This window comes from Streptomyces sp. NPDC043726 (assembly GCF_056436565.1).
Map to the genome: position 1 here is coordinate 130,796 of NZ_JBWKCI010000017.1, position 19,814 is coordinate 150,609.

The 19,814-nt window shown below is 69.1% G+C and carries 15 protein-coding genes and 3 pseudogenes; 8 read left to right on the plus strand and 10 right to left on the minus strand.

Annotation, left to right across the window (positions count from 1 at the left end; translation table 11 throughout):
* Nucleotides 1–55: 55 nt before the first annotated feature.
* Nucleotides 56–769 carry an AraC family transcriptional regulator gene (locus AC068Z_RS37070; RefSeq protein WP_478566265.1) on the plus strand — a complete coding sequence of 238 codons (714 nt, stop codon included), beginning with the start codon at nucleotides 56–58 and terminating at the stop codon, nucleotides 767–769.
* Here AC068Z_RS37070 and AC068Z_RS37075 read toward each other — a convergent pair.
* Nucleotides 751–1,326 (minus strand): dihydrofolate reductase family protein, encoded by a 576-nt coding sequence (locus AC068Z_RS37075; protein ID WP_478566268.1) that lies wholly within the window; start codon nucleotides 1,324–1,326, stop codon nucleotides 751–753. The genes AC068Z_RS37070 and AC068Z_RS37075 overlap by 19 nt on opposite strands.
* A gap of 652 nt (nucleotides 1,327–1,978) precedes the next feature.
* Here AC068Z_RS37075 and AC068Z_RS37080 point away from each other — a divergent pair.
* Entirely contained in the window at nucleotides 1,979–3,157 is a 1,179-nt protein-coding gene (locus tag AC068Z_RS37080) for an FAD-dependent oxidoreductase (RefSeq protein WP_478566339.1), read from the plus strand.
* A gap of 56 nt (nucleotides 3,158–3,213) precedes the next feature.
* Here AC068Z_RS37080 and AC068Z_RS37085 read toward each other — a convergent pair.
* A pseudogene (locus AC068Z_RS37085) lies at nucleotides 3,214–3,408 on the minus strand (transposase); the annotation flags it as partial.
* A gap of 203 nt (nucleotides 3,409–3,611) precedes the next feature.
* Here AC068Z_RS37085 and AC068Z_RS37090 point away from each other — a divergent pair.
* The 3 genes from AC068Z_RS37090 (at nucleotide 3,612) to AC068Z_RS37100 (ending at nucleotide 7,193) form a co-directional block, all read left to right on the plus strand.
* Entirely contained in the window at nucleotides 3,612–4,283 is a 672-nt protein-coding gene (locus AC068Z_RS37090) for a lytic polysaccharide monooxygenase auxiliary activity family 9 protein (protein WP_478566271.1), read from the plus strand.
* A 235-nt stretch (nucleotides 4,284–4,518) separates the two neighbouring features.
* Entirely contained in the window at nucleotides 4,519–6,063 is a 1,545-nt protein-coding gene (locus AC068Z_RS37095) for a PQQ-dependent sugar dehydrogenase (RefSeq protein ID WP_478566274.1), read from the plus strand.
* A gap of 140 nt (nucleotides 6,064–6,203) precedes the next feature.
* Entirely contained in the window at nucleotides 6,204–7,193 is a 990-nt protein-coding gene (locus AC068Z_RS37100) for a fibronectin type III domain-containing protein (RefSeq protein ID WP_478566277.1), read from the plus strand.
* A 540-nt stretch (nucleotides 7,194–7,733) separates the two neighbouring features.
* Here AC068Z_RS37100 and AC068Z_RS37105 read toward each other — a convergent pair.
* On the minus strand, nucleotides 7,734–8,063 hold the full coding sequence (locus AC068Z_RS37105; RefSeq protein ID WP_478566342.1) for a hypothetical protein: 330 nt from the start codon (nucleotides 8,061–8,063) through the stop codon (nucleotides 7,734–7,736).
* A gap of 529 nt (nucleotides 8,064–8,592) precedes the next feature.
* Between AC068Z_RS37105 and AC068Z_RS37110 the strand changes: the two are divergent.
* Nucleotides 8,593–9,121: pseudogene (locus tag AC068Z_RS37110) on the plus strand (hypothetical protein); the annotation flags it as partial.
* 130 nt (nucleotides 9,122–9,251) lie between these two features.
* The gene (gene htpG / locus AC068Z_RS37115) at nucleotides 9,252–11,174 is read left to right on the plus strand and encodes a molecular chaperone HtpG (RefSeq protein ID WP_478566280.1); all 1,923 of its coding nucleotides are present in this window, start codon (nucleotides 9,252–9,254) and stop codon (nucleotides 11,172–11,174) included.
* A 431-nt stretch (nucleotides 11,175–11,605) separates the two neighbouring features.
* Here the strand turns inward: htpG and AC068Z_RS37120 are convergent, their stop codons facing one another.
* A complete protein-coding gene (locus AC068Z_RS37120; RefSeq protein ID WP_478566283.1) occupies nucleotides 11,606–13,768 on the minus strand; it encodes a bifunctional lysylphosphatidylglycerol flippase/synthetase MprF in 2,163 nt (720 codons plus the stop codon).
* A gap of 439 nt (nucleotides 13,769–14,207) precedes the next feature.
* Between AC068Z_RS37120 and AC068Z_RS37125 the strand changes: the two genes are divergently transcribed.
* Nucleotides 14,208–14,492, plus strand: coding sequence for a hypothetical protein (locus tag AC068Z_RS37125; RefSeq protein ID WP_478566286.1), 285 nt, complete (start codon nucleotides 14,208–14,210; stop codon nucleotides 14,490–14,492).
* Here AC068Z_RS37125 and AC068Z_RS37130 read toward each other — a convergent pair.
* From AC068Z_RS37130 to urtA, 6 genes and pseudogenes are all read right to left on the minus strand, one after another.
* A pseudogene (locus AC068Z_RS37130) lies at nucleotides 14,473–14,592 on the minus strand (DUF4394 domain-containing protein); the annotation flags it as partial. The gene AC068Z_RS37125 and the pseudogene AC068Z_RS37130 overlap by 20 nt on opposite strands.
* Before the next feature lie 40 nt (nucleotides 14,593–14,632).
* The gene (urtE, locus tag AC068Z_RS37135; protein WP_478566289.1) at nucleotides 14,633–15,325 is read right to left on the minus strand and encodes an urea ABC transporter ATP-binding subunit UrtE; all 693 of its coding nucleotides are present in this window, start codon (nucleotides 15,323–15,325) and stop codon (nucleotides 14,633–14,635) included.
* A 4-nt stretch (nucleotides 15,326–15,329) separates the two neighbouring features.
* Complete coding sequence (urtD, locus tag AC068Z_RS37140) at nucleotides 15,330–16,112, minus strand: urea ABC transporter ATP-binding protein UrtD (protein WP_478566292.1); 783 nt, start codon at nucleotides 16,110–16,112, stop codon at nucleotides 15,330–15,332.
* Entirely contained in the window at nucleotides 16,109–17,221 is a 1,113-nt protein-coding gene (urtC, locus tag AC068Z_RS37145; RefSeq protein ID WP_478566295.1) for an urea ABC transporter permease subunit UrtC, read from the minus strand. The genes urtD and urtC overlap by 4 nt, the downstream gene beginning before the upstream one ends.
* Nucleotides 17,218–18,102, minus strand: a complete 885-nt coding sequence (gene urtB, locus AC068Z_RS37150) for an urea ABC transporter permease subunit UrtB (RefSeq protein ID WP_478566298.1) — start codon at nucleotides 18,100–18,102, stop codon at nucleotides 17,218–17,220. Before urtB ends, urtC begins: the two co-directional genes overlap by 4 nt.
* Nucleotides 18,103–18,192: 90 nt before the next feature.
* Nucleotides 18,193–19,446 carry an urea ABC transporter substrate-binding protein gene (gene urtA / locus AC068Z_RS37155; protein WP_478566301.1) on the minus strand — a complete coding sequence of 418 codons (1,254 nt, stop codon included), beginning with the start codon at nucleotides 19,444–19,446 and terminating at the stop codon, nucleotides 18,193–18,195.
* Between the last annotated feature and the right edge of the window lie 368 nt (nucleotides 19,447–19,814).

Genomic DNA, 19,814 nt, shown 5'->3' on the forward strand with positions numbered 1-19,814 from the left:
GCGCGACCCGTTGCCGACCCGGCGCGGGCAGCTCGGCGCGGCGTATTCTTCGCTGGTGGAGCTGCGCTTTGTGACGCGCGAGTCGGACTCGCCGTGGGTCGACCGTGTGTGGACCTGCACCAGTGAGCAGGTGACGGCGATGACGTCGGTCGCGGGGGTGCGATGGGGCCTGGTGTTCTGGGAGCAGGACGGCCAGTGCCATGCGACTGTCACCGGCCCCGAGACCCGGACGAGCACAGCACCGGTCCCCGAGGGAGCTGTGTTCACCGGAATCGACTTCGCTGTGGGCACCTCGCTGCGGGCCCTGCCCACACCGCAGCTGGTCGACAGTGGTGTCGAGCTTCCTGACACCACACGCCGAGCCTTCCGCCTGGATGGCGCGCGCTGGGAGATACCGGGCGCCGATGACGCCGAAGGGCTGGTGGAGCGGCTGGTGCGGGCCGAGATCGTGGTGCGTGACCCGCTGGTCGCCGAGATCCTGCGCGGCGGCAGTGTCCCGGCTGTGTCGGGGCGAACGGTGGAACGCCGTTTCCGGGCCGCGACCGGCCTCACGCGCGGCGGCATCCGGCAGATCGAGCGGGCCCGCACGGCGGCGGAGCTGCTGGCCGCCGGTATCACGGCCGCCGACGTGGTCGCCAAACTCGACTACTTCGACGAGCCGCACCTGGCCCGGGCACTGCGCACCTATGTGGGGCGCACCGCCGGGCAGCTGCGCGACGGTTCTGGCGGCGCGATCGCGCTCGACCTGGCTCAGCGCCGGACGTCGTAGATCAGCTTCAGGATCCCGTTGGAGTAGCTCTCCGACTCCCGCAGCGACAGCATCTGCTTGTCCTGGTCCAACCGGTGGAACAGACTCTTGCCGGCACCGAGCAGGACGGGGAAGACGAGCAGGTTGTACTGGTCGATCAGGCCAGCCTCGGACAGCCGCCGCGCAAGCTCGGCGCTGCCGTGGATGTAGATCGAACCGCCCTCGCTCTCCTTGAGCCCGGCGACGTCTTCCGTCGTCCGCAGGATTGTCGTCGGCCCCCACCCGTCGACGAGGGCATCGTCGGGCAGCGTGCTGGACACCACATACTTGGGCAGCTCCCGGTAGGCGGCGTGGTCTTCCGAGGCGGGCCAGACGGAGGCGAAGGCCTCGTAACTGCGGCGGCCGAACATTAGCGCGGTCGTGTCGGACAGTTCCTCGCCCTTCAGCGACCAGGCCTCGGGGACGAATTCCAGGTCCTTCACCACCCAGCCACCGCTGCGGTGCCCTTCCTCGGGTCCGCCGGGCGAGTCCAGAACGCCGTCGAGCGACATGAATCCGGTGTAGACCAACTTACGCATCTGCAGTCTCCTCATGACAGGCCGAGCTCCTGAGATCAGGTTAGTTGGGGTCCGTCGGCGCCGTCTTGGACGGAAACGACACCGGCTGGGGGGACAGGAACGCCGTGTGGCCCGGGCCCGAGTCTGCCGCCATCAGGAAGCGTGCCAAAGGCGAACGCTGCAACCGCACCCTGCAAGCCGAGTGGGCCTACCACCAGGTCTTTGCCAGCAACGCCAAACGTGCCGTCGGTTCCGGTCTCGTCCAAGTGCATCGACTCCAGAGGACCACGGACCCCCTCGCTGGCTGTCACGATGGTCGCGTGGCAGGATCATGAACTCCTTTCGCGGTGCGTCCCGGCCGCAATGGCCCCCTACCCACGCGGCCCCTGCCCGCGTCCCGGCCGGTGCTCGCCCCACATGCGGCCGAGCAACTGCTCGTCCGGCCCCGGCAGACCGCAACATTGGTGCTGGGCCCCACGTCGACCGGCGTGAACGCGGCTGCTGCCGCGACGATTTCGTCGGCGAACCAGCCGTGCCGCGTCCCGCGCCTGTTCCGTTCTGCCCGGTCGCTGGAGCATCCGACCCCGGCTGTAGCGTGTGGGTTTCGTGCCGCGGCGGCGGGTGCCTGGCCGCGGCTTGAGGGGGGTGTCTTGTGTCCGAGCGTCATGCGGTGGTGGTCGGAGCGGGGATTGGTGGTCTGACTGCCGCTGTTGCGCTCCATCGCCGGGGGTGGCGAGTCACGGTATGTGAGCGTGCCCCGGAACCGCCCACCACGGGCGCCGGTATCGGCCTGGCCCCCAACGCTTTGCGTGCGCTGGATGCGATCGGCGTGGATGCCGCCTATACCGTCGGCAAGGCCGTTCCCGCCCAGATGGGTTTGCGTCGCTCCGAGGGCACGTGGCTGGTGCGGGAGGCGACCTCGGAGATGGCGGTCCGGTACGGTGTGCCGCCGATCGCCATTGCGCGCCCGGCTTTCACCGCCGCTCTCGCTGCCATCCTACCGCCGACGGCTCTGCGTTACGGCACGGCCGTTACCGGCGTGGACGACGCAGAAGGCCGCCCGGTCGTCCGTACGGCAGCGGGCCCTGACCTGCCCGCCGATCTGGTGGTCGCCGCGGACGGTATTCACAGCCCGCTGCGCCGTGCGTTCTTCCCCGGCCATCCGGGCCTGCGCTACCTCGGTGAAACCGCCTGGCGGTGTCTGGTGGATGCCCCGGAGCTGCGCGTGACGTCCATGAGTGAGACCTGGGGGCGGGGGGAGCGGTTCGGCATCACTCCGCTGTCTGATGGGCGGCTCTACCTCTACGCCACCGCGGTCGTCCCGGCCGGCACCCGCGAGGCGGACCCGCGCGCCGAACTGCGCCGCCGTTTCGGCTCCTGGCATGACCCGATCCCGGCCCTCCTGGAACGCGTCGGCCGCCTGGACGCGGCCGATGTCCTGCGCAACGACCTTTTCGACCTGGCGGCCCCCCTGCCTGCCCTGCACCATGGCCGGATCGCCTGGCTGGGCGACGCCGCCCACGCCATGGCGCCCAACCTGGGCCAGGGCGGCTGCCAGGCCATCGAGGACGCGGTGGTCCTGGCCCACCTGCTGCCTGCGGCCAACACCCCCGACGCCGACCCGGACCGTATCCCGTCCGCCCTGGCCGCGTACACGGCCGCTCGCCGGGTCCGCACCGACGCGGTACGTGTCCGCGCCCGCCGGGTCGGTCGCCTGGGCGCCGTACGCAACCCGCTTGCAGCGGCCGCCCGGGACCTCGCGGTCCGCGCCACCCCGAACCGCCTGGCCCGACGCGGCTTGGACGATCTCTTCACCGGCTTCCGCCTGCCCGGCCGGCATGACGCCCGGTGAGGTCCGGCACGGTGTCCTGTGCTGACATCTCATGCCGTTGGCAATGTTGCGAGAAGTGGTCGGAAAGCCAGGGCCGGAGACTGGTTCCCTTTCACCTCCGCCGGTCCGACATCGGTCAGGACGGTCTTGGAGCGTCTACCGTTGCGGGAGTTGCCGCCGTTCTTGCCGGCCGGATCGTGCTTGTCGTAGCCGAGGTGGTCGGTGATCTCCCCCTCCGTGGCGGACTCCAGCAGCCGCTTGATCAGCAACTGCCGCCGCAGGCCTGTGTTGTGCGTCCTGTGCGGTGGCATGCACCGCAGTGACCGCCGCTCCGAGGTGGCCGCATCGGAGCGGAAGTGGCGCAATTGAGCGTTGCCGCTGCGTTTCATGACGCTCACTCTGGTTTTGGGAGCGCTCCCACTCGCTCCATCCGCACACCGTGAACCGGTATCCCCCCACGGGAAAGAAGGAGACCGTGAGTTGTCATGATCACATCAGCAAGGTGCGGCGCCGTTCGACGCTCGTTCTGAGCCTCTTCGCTGCGCTGCTCCTCGGGCTGCTCCCCTGGAGCGGCACCGCCGTTGCCCACGGCTCGACCGTCGACCCCGCCTCCCGCAACTACGGCTGCTGGCTACGGTGGGGCAGCAACCACCTGGATCCGGCCATGGCCCAGCAGGACCCCATGTGCTGGCAGGCGTGGCGGGCCGACCCCAACGCCATGTGGAACTGGAACGGTCTGTACCGCAATGGATCCGGCGGGAACTTCCAGGCAGCAGTGCCCGACGGCCAGCTGTGCAGCGGCGGCCGCACCGAGGGCGGGCGCTACAACTCCCTGGACACCGTGGGCTCCTGGAAGACCACGGACGTCAGCAGCAACTTCACCGTAAAGCTGTACGACCAGGCCAGCCACGGCGCGGACTACTTCCTGGTCTACGTCACCCGGCAGGGTTACGACCCCACCACCCAGCCGCTGCGCTGGAGCGACCTCCAACTGGTGACCCGCACCGGCAGGTACGCGCCCAGCCAGAACTACTCGATCCCGGTCAGCACGTCCGGCTACAGCGGTCGCCACATCGTCTACACGATCTGGCAGGCCTCGCACATGGACCAGACGTACTTCCTGTGCAGCGATGTGAACTTCCGCTGACCCTGCGTCCATAGGCCGTCCCGCCGGACGAGCTCATGTCCGGCGGGACACCGTGCCCTGACCTCCCACCGTGCGCTGACACACCCCACGCGCCGCCTGGGCGTCAGGGCGGCCTGGCCGGCCCCGAGGGGTGGCGTTCACGGGATGCGCGCCGCCGACGGGATGCGCCACCGGGACGCGTCCATCCGTATGCGAACACCGCTGTTGAACGAGCGTTTTGATACCTGGAGCCGATATGCCAAGACACCGCTGGACCGGGCCGCTCCTGCTCGCCCTCCTGTTGACCACCCTCACCCCGCTGTCCGCCGCCGCCTCGGCACCGCCCGCGTCGGCGGAGACCGTGCGCACCCGCACGGCCGCGGCCCCCTCGGCCGTCCCCCTGCCATCGCTGCGGGCGACCACCACCCAGGTCGCCTCCGGCCTGAGACGGCCCACCGCCCTTGTCGCCCCCGACGACGGTACGGACCGCTTGTTCATCACCGAGAAGTCGGGCACCGTACGCGTCTACCACCCGGGCACCGGCCTGGCCCGGGACCCGCTCATCGACATCACGTCCGCCGTGGATGAATCGGGCAACGAGCGCGGCCTGCTGGGCATAGCCGTCCCGCCCGACTTCGCCGACAGCCACCACCTGTACCTCGTGTACACGGCACTGCCCGACGGCGCGGTCACGCTCGCCCGTTACCGGCTCGACGACTCCCGCCTGGAGCCCTTGCTCTCCCAGCCCCACGCCGAGTACAGCAATCACAATGGCGGCCAGCTCGCGTTCGGCCCCGACGGCAACCTGTACTGGAGCATCGGCGACGGAGGCGGCTCCGCCGACCCGTTGCGCGCCGGGCAGCGCCTGGACACCCTGCTGGGCAAGATCATGCGCATCGACGTCAGCCGCAGTTGCGGCCAGCTCGCCTACTGCATTCCCGATGACAACCCCTTCGTGGCCACCCCCGGCGCCCGTGACGAAATCTGGCTTTACGGCCTGCGCAACCCGTGGAGGTTCTCCTTCGACGGCGCCGACGGCTCGATGTGGATCGGTGACGTCGGTCAGGGCCGATGGGAAGAGGTCAACCACCTCCCGTCCGGACAGGGAGGGCTGAACCTCGGCTGGTCCTGCTACGAAGGACTGGAGAGGTTCCAGGGAGGCCACTGCGTACCCGGCGAACAGCACACCGAACCAGTGTTCACCTACTCCCCGTACACCGGCGGCTGCTCGATCATCGGCGGTCACGTCTACCGGGGCCAGAAGTACGCCGGCCTCGTCGGCGGCACATACATCGCCACCGACTACTGCTCCAGCACGGTCTGGGCGCTGCGGCCGGACGGTGAAGGCGGCTACGACCAGGCGGAGATCGGGCAGATGCCCACCCAGGTGACGTCGATCGGCGTGACCGTCGACGGAGAGTTCTACGTCGTCAACGACCTGCCCGGCGGCCTGCACCGCGTGTCCTTCGCGCGGGAGGAACCCACCTGCCGCGTGGATCGCACCGTGCGGACCTGGGGGGCCGGCACCACAGTCGACCTGACGGTCACCAACACGGGCACCACCCCAGTGAACGGCTGGACGTTGAAATTCCCGTTGGCTCTTGGGCAGACCGTCACCTCCGACTGGAACACCGACCTGACGCAGGGAAGCAACACGATCACGGCCACCAACGCCTCGCACAACGCCACGATCGCTCCCGGCGCGCACATCACCCTCGGCTACCTCGCCGGCCACACCGGCGACTCCTCGCCGCCGCCGCGGTTCACGCTCAACGGAGACGCCTGCGCCGTCGGCCGCTGAACGGTTGCTGCCTGGGCCCGCCACGCCGTCAACGGCGGGCCCACCCGCCCTCTTTCGCCTCTACTTCCGTCAACTCAGCAGATCGCCTGGTCCGGAAGGTTGCCATGATCTGGTCCGCACTCCGGCGCGGGAGGACAGCCATGCACGTGTCCCGCAAGCCCCGGCTCCGGCCTGCCGTTCCCCTTGCCTGCACCGTCGCCCTGCTGGCGCTCACGGCATGCAGCAGCGAAGACGCGCGGCCACCTGCGGCCCCGACCGGGGTCACAGCGCAGTCCAGCAGCGCGACCACCGTCCACGTCATGTGGAAGCCGGTGAAGACCGCAACGGACGGCGAGGCCGTGGAGGCGTACGAGGTCCTGCAGGCCGGGAAGAAGGTCAAGGAGGTCGACGCGGACCACACCATGGTCGACATCGCCGGCCTGAAACCATCCGCCGACTACGTGTTCACCGTCCGCACCCGAGACACCGCCGACAACTACTCCGCCCCGAGCCGCGAAGTCCCCGTCACCACCCTCCCCGCGCCCGCCAAGGACGGCGCACCACCGACCCGCCCCGGCCCGCTGCGCGGGAAGGCCGACGGATCGCGAGCCGCAGACCTGAACTGGACTGCCTCGACGGACGACCAGCGAGTCGTCTCGTACGACATCTATCAGGGCGACGTGAAGATTCACACGGTCGACGGTGCGGAGACGAGGGCCGTCCTCACCGGTCTCCGCCCGGGCACGGACTACGTCTTCACGGTGCGTGCCAGGGACGCGGCGGACAACCTTTCCCCGGCCAGCGCGCCTCTACGACTGACCACCGCCCGGGGCGAGGGCGGCGGAGGTGCGGGGCCCGAGGACTTCCGGGCCTCGGTGCGCAAGGACACGAAGGACACGGCGTACTACCTGGACCTGTCGTGGACGCCGCCCCGGACGGACGGACTCGTGGCCGAGTACCAGGTCTACCTCGACGAGGTGTTCGTGACGACCCTGGCCGGGGGTGACGAGGCGCCCGGAGAACGAGCGAGGCACACCGTCTACCTGGGCACGGAAGAAGGCAAGACGTATGCCGTGAGGATCAGACCGCGGCTGCCGGACGGCTCCTGGGGAGCGTTCTCGACACAGCGGACTGTCACGACGGACAGCTGACGTCGCGACGGCGTGGTCAACGGTCGGTATGCGGCGCATGTCGGAAGGGGCCTCCTCGACCCAGTGGTCTCGGTCGGCGAAGACGATATTGGCAGTGGTGGACCGTCGTAGGAGTGATCAGATGCGATGCCGCGTTGCGGTGGGGCGTTGCGGTGGGCGTTGAAGTTCTCCCAGGTCGCGACGCCGGTCCGCGGAATTGGAGGTGGCCCGCACGATCAGGTCGCGGTAGTCCTGCGTCCCGGGATACGGCTTCGCGTCGCTGATGCCGCGTCGTCCCGGGAATGACGGCCTCGCCAGGAGACGGGACAGCCGGCCTGTTGTGCCGGGCCGTCGGGCGGTGGTCCAGTGGAGGAGTGCGGAGATGAGGTTCACGGCGCTGACAGCGGACGGTGGGCTGCTGACGCCTGCGTCCGTGCCGCACCTCAGTCCAAATACTGAAGCACCTTGTGATTGCCGGACGTAGCGTTCATCGAGCGCTGCCTCGAGCCCAGCCATGACTCCCGTTCGCGACAGGAGTTCTACCAGGACGCTCCTGCAAGCTCACAGAACGTGATTGATCCAGCGCCGGAGCGCGGCGTGCGTGGTGTCGTCCAGTCGGCACAAGGCCTCGATCGCGTCCAGATCGCCCGGGAGCGGCGCGATGCCCGCGGTGGTGAGAGCGGCGTGGAGTTCCAGACGGCGACGGTCGGACGGTTCGAGAGGCATGGACAGGCGGCTCGCCGGGTCGGGGGCGGGCAGCACGTAGTCGCCGCCCTCCATCAGGCCGAGGGCGGTCGGCGACTGCTGCGGCTGGTCTTCCATGCGCGCGGCGGGGAAGCGGTAGGGGTCAAGGTCCTGCAGCGCGGCGGTGCCCGTGGTGAAAGCCTGCATTCCGGTCACGAGGGCCTCCTCAGTCGGTGTGTTGTTGGAGAGGAGGACGGACCGGCAGTGAGGGCAGTTCCGGTACACGGGGCCGTCCACCCGAATGTCCCCTACCGCATCTCGTCACAAGACCGATGAACCAACAGGTGTGCGGTCACCTTGTCGCACTGCCCATTGCCGGAGCGCTGGTCCGGTCGCAACGCCGGTTCGCCCGCGAGCGGTGGTCCGTGCTCAGGGCGGCGTCCACCGGGTCGACACCGACGGCAGGTCGCGTCCGTGCCCCAGACCTCGACGTCGGCGGTGTACAGATCCCGCTGCCTCAAGCGATAGAGGGGGCCGCAGGGCGCTGTCGAACCGGAGCACGTCATCCTGCGACCGCCGCTGGGAAACCTGGTGGCCGAAGTCGTCATCCATGCCCCTGTACTGACGGTGGCGGGGCGTAGTCGTGCCTGCAGCGAGCTGCTGTAACGGCCGTTGCGGCGACGCCGGGTGCTCCGTGCTCGATCGCGCTGCACTGGCGCGGGTAACTTGTCACCGGATGGATGACCGACGCTGTCGTCGACCTGACCACCGAGGGAGGGAACCTGTGGTCGAAGTGGACCAGCCGTCCACACCCGGCACCGACGCCCGCGATCCGGCGTCGTTTCTTGCCGCTGCCGCTGCCGCTGCCGCTGCTCTCGCCGCCGTAGACGCCACACTGCCTGATGCCCACCAGGAGGCCCTCGACACCGCTGCTCCCGGTGGCGAGCAGGTGCCGGATCGTCTGATGCTGCTCCGGCAGGTGCGCGAGCAAGTCCCAGGGTGGGAGACCGCCCTGATCGAAACGGCCCACGGCGCGGCCGCCCGACCTCACCGGCCGACAACCCGCAGAACGCCGATCCCTGCGTGGGCGCCCCGGCGTCGGCGGGACCCGGGCCAATCCCGCCGACCTGCGCCGCTTCGCCGGACAGATCACCGTGCTCACTCACCTCGCGCCCGAAACCGGCTCAATTCAGGTGGCCCTGCAGACCGCCCTCGGCGCCGCCCACGCCGCCGAACTCATGACCCCCCCAACTGGCATGCGCCCCACCGCTCCTAAGAACAGTCACACGATGCGGGTGCGGTCCCACTCGCCCCGCACCACGCCGATGGCGGCAACGATCCGCCTCGGCCCAAGCCCAAGTTCCATTCATGACGTTCGCACAGAAAGAGACCCGCATGGCCAGCAGTGTCGAGACGCTGGAATTCCAGGCTGAGACCCGCCAGTTGCTGCGGCTGGTGATTCACTCGATCTACTCGAACAAGGACATCTTCCTTCGCGAGCTGATCTCGAACGCCTCGGATGCGCTGGACAAGTTGAGGCTGGAGTCGCTGACCGACTCCAGCCTCGCCGCCGTCGACACCACCGACCTGCACATCTCGTTGGAGGTCGACACGGACGCCCGCACATTGACCGTCCGTGACAACGGGATCGGCATGACCCGCGACGAACTCGTGGAGCTGATCGGCACGATCGCCAAGTCCGGCACCGCCGGCCTGCTGGAGAAGATCAAGGAGTCCAAGGACGCCGCCACCGCAGAGGGCCTCATCGGGCAGTTCGGCGTCGGCTTCTACTCGGCGTTCATGGTCGCCGACAGGGTCGCCCTGCGCACCCGGCGGGTCGGCACCGACTCCGGTACTTTGTGGGAATCCGATGGCGAGGGGACGTACGACCTGCAAACCGTCGACGGCCTCCCGGTGGGTACGTCGGTCACCCTGCACCTCAAGGCCGCCGACAGCGAGGACGGGCTCGCCGACTACCTGTCCGAGTCGAAGATCCGTCAGATCGTCAAGAAGTACTCGGACTTCATCCGCTGGCCGATCCGGATGGCCACCGCGCGAACCGACGCCGAGGGCGAGAACAACACCGCGGAGCCCGACACGCTCAACTCGATGAAAGCCCTGTGGGCCCGGTCGCGCACCGAGGTGACCGAGGACGAGTACAACGAGTTCTACCAGCAGATCAGCCACGACTGGCTGCCCCCGGCCGAGACGATCCACATGCGCGCCGAAGGCACCTTCGAGTACGAGGCGCTGCTGTTCATTCCTTCCCAGGCACCCTTCGACCTGTTCTCCCGTGAGACCAAGCGCGGCGTGCAGCTGTATGTCAAGCGGGTGTTCATCATGGACGACTGCGAAGCGCTCATGCCGAACTACCTGCGCTTCGTCAAGGGTGTCGTGGACGCCCACGACCTGTCGCTGAACGTCTCCCGCGAGATCCTCCAGCACGACCGGCAGATCCGCGGTGTACGCCGACGCCTGGTCAAGAAGGTCCTCGGCGCCATCAAGGACATGCAGTCCAAGGACGTCGAGCGCTACACGAAGGTGTGGGAGCAGTTCGGCCGGGTGCTCAAGGAAGGCCTGGTCGAGGACACGGACAACACCGAAGCCCTGCTGGGGTTGGTGTCGGCCGCGTCCACTCACGACCCGGAGAAGACCACGACGTTGCGCGAGTACGTCGAGCGCATGAAGGACGGTCAGGACACCATCTACTACCTGACCGGCGAGACGCGCGCGATGGTGGAGAACTCCCCGCACATGGAGGCCTTCGCCGCCAAGGGCTACGAGGTCCTGATCCTCACGGATCCCGTCGACGAGGTATGGGTGGACCAGGTGCCCGCCTTCGACGGTCATCCTCTGCAGTCCATCGCCAAGGGCCAGGTCGACCTCGACGAGTCAGCCGACGGCGACCAGGGAAGTGACGCCGACAAGGCCGAGCGCGAGCAGGAGTTCGCCGGGCTGCTTCAGTGGCTGACCACCACCCTGTCCGAGCAGGTCAAGCAGGTCCGCCTGTCGTCACGCCTGACGACCTCGGCGGCCTGCATCGTCGGCGACGCCCACGACGTGACGCCGACTCTGGAGAAGATGTACCGGGCGATGGGTCAGCAACTGCCGCCCGTCAAAAGGATCCTGGAACTCAACCCTGCCCACCCCCTGATCACCGCCCTGCGTACGGCACACGCCGCAGACGCCGACAACCCCGCACTGGCGGAGACCGCCGAACTGATCTACGGCAGCGCGCTGCTCGCCGAAGGCGGCGACCTGCCCGACCCGGCCCGCTTCACCCGTCTGCTCACCGACCGACTGAGCAGCAGCCTCTAACCCTGGGCGCGGCCCGGCACAGCCGAAGGCCCCGCAGCGCGGTGCTCGACACGCGCCCCGGACCTGCCCGCTCCGGCACCCCGCATGGGGGTACTGGAGCGGGCAGGTGTCGTCGGACGCCCACGCCATGTGCGGCAGGCGCAGTTCGCCGACGGCTGCGGGCTCCGCGACGGGTCGAAGCGACCTGCGTGGCTACGGCGCCGGCAAACACCTGTGTTCCGGCGCGCCTGCCTAGAACCTCCGTATGGGCGGGTCGTTCCAGGCCGCGATCGATTCGCCCGCGCGGCAAATGCCCGTTTGTCGCCGTCGCTTTGACCGCCCCGGGCCGCCACGACCCCGCGGCGTACGACGGACACCCCCGTCGCCGCCTGACGTGCTCAGGCCAGTCTGTCGGAGGCAGTTGGCGCCGCGGCACCGGGGCGCACACGGGCTCACTCGGGCTTCCGGAGTGCCCGGATCAGGTCGCGGAGGTTGGCCTCGGGCATGTAGGCGCGGGTGAGGGCGACGCCGATGCGCGGCAGGTCCGCCTCGTCGCGGTACAGCAGGTACAGCGGCTCATACCGGGGGTTGAACTTCTGCTTGAAGGCGTGCAGGGATCGGAACCCGTAGTACGGCTCCATGAAGACGCCGAGTTGGTCCAGAGCCCGGTCGAATGAGGTGGCGGTATCCGACCAGGCGCTGTCGCTGTGGGCGAGCGGTGCCCCGGACAGGGACACGAACTCCGCGCCCTCTTCCTGGAAGGCGAGAAACGCGGAGGCGATCATGAACTCAACCACGGGCGGGAAGGGCCCGTCAGCACGTCTGCGCATGACGTCGAGCGTCCACCCGCGAACCCGGCCGTCGCCGGCATACACGGGGATCCACGAGGTGACCCCGAGTACCGTCGCGCCTTCCGTCGCCAGTCCGACGCGTACGTGGGGGTCGAGTGCCTCCTCCACGCCGCCCAGCGTGAAACCCATCTCGGGCAGCCCTTTGTCGCCCACCCACTCCTCGGAGATGGCCCGTACCTGGTTGACGACTGCGCGCGGCTGATCGGCCAGGCGAACCAGTTCGAAGCCGACGTCCAGTTTCTTGCCGCGGTTCAGGGCGCTGCGCACCTTCTGCCACCGCTTGCCGGTGAGTTCCAGCCCTGGGAGGGCCACCACCGTGTCCTCTGCCACCTGGACGCTGTGCCAGCCGAGCGCCTCGGCGGCCTCAGCGACCGGGCGGGTGGTGGAGAACAGGCAGGGAACCGTGCCGTGGTGCTCGCAGAAGTCGACGAAGTCCCTCACCGCCGCCCGTCGGTCCTGCGGCGCCCCGGCCGGGTCACCGAGAGCGATGCATACGCCCGCGTGCCTCCGGTAGGCCACGTAGGCATGGCCGGACGGGGCGAAGAAGTAGGAGTTGTCGGGCCAGGTGGTCATCCAGGACAGGTTGGTGCCGCCGTAGCGGACGAGAAGGCCCACCGCCCGCTCGCGCTCCTCCCGCGCGGTCGAGTCGCGTGAGCGGCGGAACCCGCTGAGCAACGGGATGGGGACGCGGAACGCGGACCGGCCCGCCAGGAGAACGACAAGCTCGGCGGCCCAGACCACGCCAACTGGCGCCAACACCGGCAGGCCCTCGAGTACGTCGCGCCGGTCGGCCTCGTCGGCCACCGCGTAGGCCACCGTGACCAGAGCGCCCAGCAGGACCGACAGTGTGGCCAGGACGGTGGTGATCCACCAGGCCGCGCGTCGGCCCTTGCGCAGGCCGTCCACGAGCACGACGGCCACCAGCGCGTGGACTGCGGCGTGCAACGCGGAACCGCCCAGCCCGTACGTGGACCCCATGGGCCCCTGGGCGGGGATCAGCCACACCACGACGGTGATGGCCAGGAGCAGAACGATGCCCGAGGCGGCGAACAGACGCCACTCGCGGCGGCTCACTCGGCCCGACGCCGGGGACCTGTGCGGCAGGGGCAGCCACCGGGCGGCGGCCAGGCCCAGCAGGGCGCCGATCAGATGCTCCAGGTCGGCGATCCCGCCCACGAAGAGGAACGCCACCAGCACATAACCCGAAAGGGCCAGCCGCACCCGCAGCCGCCAGGGGGAGGGCAGGGTCGCGGTGGCCAGGGCCGCGGCGGCCAGGGCGCCGGCCGAGGGCCCCACGTCCAGGTCCCGAGCCACCAGCTCCGCCCACGACCAGCTCACGCCCCGGCCCAGCCACAGCAGCCCGGCGCTGGCGAGCACCGCGACGAGATGGCCGATGAGCGTCGTCGCCGCCGCCCACCGGGTGCCCATCCGCCATTCGGCGAAGCCCACCAGGAAGACCACGGCGACCACGACGGCCAGCTCGGCGCTGGGCCGGGGACCGAACACAAAACCGCTGAGCAGCGTCCACCAACGGTTCGCCTCGAACGACGGCAGCCCGTAGGCGATCTGGGGATACCAGGAACGGTCCTCCACCGGCCGCCACAGGGACTGCGTAGCCAGGGCCACCACGAGCATGGCCACGAGCAGACCGATGGTGAAGGGCAGCCGGCGCATCACATGTATGACGCGGCCCCTGCCGTCGGCGGAGGTGACGCTGTCCTCCGGTCGGTCCGAGCGGTCTGGCCTGAGCTGTCGAATGCCCACGAAAGACATTAAAGGCGGCAGCCAGGCAGCGTGCGCGTCGGTGGTCGGGTGTCATGGCCCCAGGAGTTGGTCGGACGAGGTGTCCGTCGGTCTGCAGGCGCTCGACCTGCACATCAAGGACCGGGCCGGGGCCCGACCGTCTCGTGGCGCTGCAGATATTCGGGTCGTCTGTCTCCAGGCCGCCCTGGCTCACTCCTCCCGTCGGTGGAATTCGCTTGTGCGTGCGCTGGTGACAACCAGGCTGGTGACGATTCCGGTGGGATGCGCGGCCGACTGGTAGCCCTCGCCAGCGGGAAGTTCGTGGACGCCCCGCACCGCACGGCCGTCGTGGCCCGCTCCCCGCAGCACCGGTCCGAGAAGGCCGGGTCCCCTGACCCGGGTCGTCCCTTGGGGCCGTCCCTCAGTCTTGCCCTTCGGGCTCCTTCGAGCTGCCGGGTTCGTGACGCACGTCCGGGAAACCGCCCTCGGCAGCGACGACCTCATCGCGTTCGACTACGCAGCCCTGGTCGCCGCCGCCCTTGCAAACACCATCGTCCGCCTTGAGCCCATCCCTCACCGCAACAGCCATTACGCCGCGCTCATCGCCGCCGAGTACCTGGACCACGCCAGCGAAGGAATCGATCCCCCTACGGCGCCCTCTCCGACTTCGTCCGCAAGATCCGCGGCACTCGCCTCGCTGTCCCAGCCGTCGGCGATCAGCTGCGCGCGGGGGGTGGTCGGATGAACGTGCCGTCGATGAGGGCAGTCAGGGGAGCGGCGGTGTCGATAGTGTGGCGCAGGTTCTGTCCGGTGCCGGAGATCACCCGCAGGTGGTTGCGGGCGGGTTGAGTCGCTGCGGAACGGCGGGTGGTAGCCGCCGGACGGTCACACGCTGAGCGCCTCCCGGACGGTCTGTTCGGCGTCCGTGCCGCCCACGCCGGAGGAGGTCACCCGGCCCGCCTCCAGGACGCAGTAGCGCTGGGCGGCGCGCATGGCGAAGCCGACGTGCTGCTCGACGAGGAGGACTGCGAGTCCGCCGCCCCGGGTCAGGGCGAGGACGGTCTCCTCGATCTCCGCGACGACGGAGGGCTGGATGCCCTCGGTCGGCTCGTCGAGCAGGAGCAGCCGCGGCCTGGTGATCAGGGCACGGGCGATGGCCAGTTGCTGGCGCTGGCCGCCCGAGAGCAGGCCGGCGCGGCGGCTGGACACCTCCCGCAGGACGGGAAAGAGGTCCAGCACCTCCGCGATCGCCATCCTGCCCCCGCCGCGGCCGTCGGCGACCAGTTGCAGGTTCTCGGCGGTGCTCAGATGCGGGAAGGACTGCTGGCCCTGCGGGACGTACGCCATCCCGCGGGCGACCCGTTGGTGCGGGGCGAGGCGGGTGATGTCCTCGCCGTCCAGCAGGACGCTGCCGCTCCTCGGCTTCAGCAGGCCCATCGCGACGCGCAACAGGGTGCTTTTGCCGGCGCCGTTGTGCCCGAGGACTGCGGCGACCCCGTCCTTCGGGACGGTGACCGTGACGTCGTGCAGGACGGGGCTGCGGTCGTAACCGGCCCGAACGTTCCTGATCTCCAGCATGGCGTCAGGCCTCCTGTGTCGACGCGACGGGTGCCGAGGACGCCACCTCGGGTTCGGAGGCCCGCCCGAGGTAGACCTCCTGGACCTTGGCGTCGGCCTGGACCTCATGGACCGTGCCCTGGCTGAGCATCCTTCCGGCGTGCAGGACGCTGACACTGCGGGCGAAGGAGCGCATGAAGTCCATGTCGTGCTCGATGACGACGACGGTCCGCTCCTCGCTGATGCGCTGCAACAGTTCGCCGGTCGCCTGGCGTTCGTCGTGACTCATCCCGGCCACCGGCTCGTCGAGCAGCAGCAGCCGTACGTCCTGCACGAGCAGCATGCCGATCTCCAGCCACTGTTTCTGACCGTGCGCGAGAACCCCGGCCGGACGGTCGCGCAGCGCGGACAGACCAATCGTCTCCAGAGCCTGCTCGACCGGCTCCGGGACGCCCTTGCGGCGCCGCAGCATGGTCCACGGACCACGTCCAGCGCCGGCAGCGATATCCAGGTTCTGAAGAACCGTCAACTCCTCGAAGACCGTGGCCGTCTGGAACGTACGGCCGATGCCCATACGGGCGATCGACTGCACCGGCCTGCCCAGCAGCTCCCGGTCGCCGAAGCGGGCCGAGCCGCCGGCTTTCACCAGGCCGGTGACGGCGTCGACCAGTGTGGTCTTGCCGGCGCCGTTCGGGCCGATGAGGAAGCGCAGGTCACCGGGGTGGATGTCCAGGTCGACGCCGTCGACGGCGGTGAAGCCGTCGAAGGTCACGCGCAGATCGCGAACGGTCAGTCCCTCGCCACTCATGCGGTCTCTCCTGAACTGATCGGGCGGGTACGGCGGTTGCGTACAGCGGTCGTCAAGGAGGCGAGGCCGCCTGGCAGGAAGCCGACCGCCAGCACGAACAGCAAGCCCTGCAGGTACGTCCATGCGGCCGGGAAGGCGTCGGACAGCGTGCTCTGCGTCCAGGCGACGGCGACCGCGCCGAGCACCGCCCCCACCAGCGATGCCCGGCCACCGACCGCCGCGCCGATGACGAAGCCGATGGACGGCACGATTCCGATCAGGGCCGGGGAGATGATGCCGACGGCCGGGACGAAGAGGGCCCCGCCGAGCCCCGCCAGCCCGGCCGCGACGACGTACGCCACCAGCTTGACGTTGGCCGGGTCGTAGCCGAGGAAGCGCACTCGCTCCTCGGAGTCCCGTACGGCGACGAGGAGTTCGCCGTACCGGCTGACGAACAGCTGGCGGACCAGGATCATGACCAGCAGCAGGGCCGCGGCGATGATGAAGTACACCGTCCGCTGGTTGACCGGGTCGCGCAGGTCGTAGCCGAAGAAGCCCTGGATGTCGGTCAGGCCGTTCGTGCCGCCGGTGGTGGCCTGCTGGCCGATCAGCCAGATCGCCAGGGCCGCGGCAAGGGCCTGGCTGAGGATCGCGAAGTACGCGCCCTTGACCCGGCGGCGGAAGACGAAGAAGCCGAGCACGGCGGCGACCGCCATGGGCAGCAGCACCGTCATGGCCAGCGCGAACAGCGGGTTCGCGAACGGCTGCCACCACCAGGGCAGCGTGTCCGAAGTGCCGTACAGCTGCATGAAGTCGGGGAGCGTCTCGCCGGTCGCGGCGGCGTCCGCGAGCTTGAGGTGCATGGCCATGGCGTAGCCGCCGAGGCCGAAGAAGACGCCCTGGCCGAGCACCAGCAGTCCGCCGCGGCCCCACGCCAGGCTGACGCCCGCGGCCACGATCGCGTAGCACAGGTACTTGGCCAGCAGCGAGAGTCGGAAATCGGGAAGGACGAGCGGCGCCACGCCGAGCAGCAGGACGGCGCCGAAGAGGAACCCGCCGGGCACCCGGAAGCGCGTCAGCACACCGGGGGCCGGAGTCTTGGCGGCGGCGGGGGTCACGGTTGTCGTCATGCCAGGCTCCGGGTGCGCAGTGTGTACAGGCCCTGGGGGCGCCACTGGAGAAAGGCGACGATCGCCACGAGGACGACGACCTTCGCGACGCTGATCGTCGTCGAGTACTCCAGCACCGCCTGGAGCACACCGAGCACGAAGGCGGTGATGACACTGCCCTTCAGCTGCCCGATGCCGCCCACGACCACGACGAGGAAGGCGTCGACGATGTAGTTGGTGCCCATGGTCGGGCCGATCGGGCCGACCAGGGTGAGGGCGACACCGGCCACGCCCGCGAGGCCCGAACCGATGAAGAAGGTCGTACGGTCGACCCGTTCGGAGGCGATGCCGGACACCTCGGCGAGGTCGCGGTTTTGCACGACGGCCCGGATCCGGCGGCCCAGCGGTGTCAGCCGCAGCACGAGTGTGAGGCCGAGGACGCAGCTCAGGGCGAGGCCGAGGATGAACAGCCGGCTGTTGGCCAGGGTGAAGCCGGCCACCGAGATGTTGCCGGTCAGCAGATCCGGGGCGCGGGTCTGCACGTTGGGCGCGCCGAAGATGTCACGGGCGAGCTGCTGGAGCATCAGGGAGACGCCCCACGTCACCAGCAGCGTGTCGAGCGGCCGGGTGTACAGGCGCCGGATCAGCAGCCATTCCAGCAGTGCGCCGAGGCTGCCGGCCACGAGGAAGGCCAGCGGCAGGGCGACGAGCAGCGAGACGCCGGCACTGCTGATGGACTTCTGCAGGACGTAAGTGGTGTAGGCACCGGCCATGATGAACTCGGCGTGGGCCATGTTGATCACGCCCATCTGACCGAAGGTCAGCGTCAGTCCCAGGGCGATGAGCAGGAGGACGGCACCGATGCTGATGCCGGTGAAGGACTGGTTGAGGATGACCGTCATGAAGCGGCTCCGGGTCGGGGACGAGCGTGCGGTCCGGGGCGCGGCCCGGCCTCGGGTGACGAGGCCCGGGCACCTGCGCGGGGCCGGGGTTCAGGAGAGACCGGAGGCCCAGGTGTAGCCCTTCAGATACGGGTCCGGCTTGACCGGCTTGCCGGAGTTCCAGACCTCCTCGATGAGGCCGTCCGCGCCGACCTTGCCGATGCGGGCCGTCTTGTACACGTGCTGGGAGGCGCCGTCCACGGTGACCTTGCCCTCGGGGGCGTCGAGTTCGATGCCGTCGGCGGCCGCCTTGACCTCGGCGACGTCGAACGAGCCGGCCTTCTCGACCATCTCCTTCCAGAGGTAGACCGAGACGTACGCGGCCTCCATCGGGTCACTGGTCGGCTTGTCCTTGCCGTACGCGGCCTGATAAGCCTTCACGAACTCGGCGTTGGCCGCGCCCGGGGTGGTCTGGTAGTAGTTCCAGGCGGTCAACTGGCCTTCCAGATACTGGGTGCCGATGCTCTTGACCTCCTCCTCGGCGATCGACACCGACAGCACCGGCATGCTCTTCGCGGTGAGCCCCGAGGACTTGTACTCCTTGAAGAAGGCCACGTTGCTGTCGCCGTTGAGGGTGTTGAACACCGCGTCGGCACCGGAGTCCTTGACCTTGTTGACGATGGTGCTGAACTCCGTGGAACCCAGGGGTGCGTAGTCCTCCCCGACGACCTCCATACCGTTGGCCTCCGCGTACGCCTTGATGATCTTGTTGGCGGTGCGCGGGAAGACATAGTCGCTGCCCACCAGGTACAACCGCGTCAATCCCTGCTTCTTCAGGTAGTCGAGCGCGGGCACGATCTGCTGGTTGGTGGTCGCGCCGGTGTAGAAGATGTACGGCGACTGCTCCAGGCCCTCGTACTGCACGGGGTAGAACAGCAGCGACTCGTAACGCTCGAAGACCGGCTTGACCGCCTTGCGGCTCGCCGAGGTCCAGCAGCCGAAGGTGGCGACGACCTTGTCATCGGTGATCAGGCCCTCGGCCTTCTCGGCGAAGGTCGGCCAGTCGGAGGCGCCGTCCTGACTGACCGGCTTGAGCTTCTTGCCGAGCACCCCACCAGCGGCGTTTATCTCCTTGATGGCGAGGAGCAGCGAGTTGTGGACGGTCACCTCGCTGATGGCCATGGTGCCCGACAGCGAGTTGAGCAGACCGACCTTGACGGTGCTGCCGGAGGTGTCGGCCTTGGCCGCGGTGCCGGACGACGTGTCGTCGCCGGTCTTGGCACCGCACGCACTGAGGGCGGCGGACGCGCCGATGGCAGAGACACCCGCGAGAAGACCGCGACGGCTGATGCTGGGCCCGGACATGCAGTACCTCCTTGCCCCGAAGGGGGCGTGGGAACGAGAGGAAGAATCGGGGACGGGGGTGTGCGGGCACTCAGCGTGTGAAGGGCGGCTGGTGGGCGCGCGCATTCCCAGCCGTACGGTGCGGTGGCGGCCGAGCTGGTCGTCTGAAGTGCGGTCACAGACTGCGCCCGTGCTGTTACCCCGGCGTTTCGGTGCCGTTGATGAGTAATTTCTTTTGGAAGCACTCGGTGCGAACCACGCCGTGAGCCGACCTCTTGGATGTCCCAAAGACCACTGGTGGGGGCGTACTTGGGGCCGGGGAGGGGCTTGCTTGCCCTGGAAAGCATCTCCCGAGGGGAGGTAGGGTCGGTGCTGTGAGCCGCTTCTTC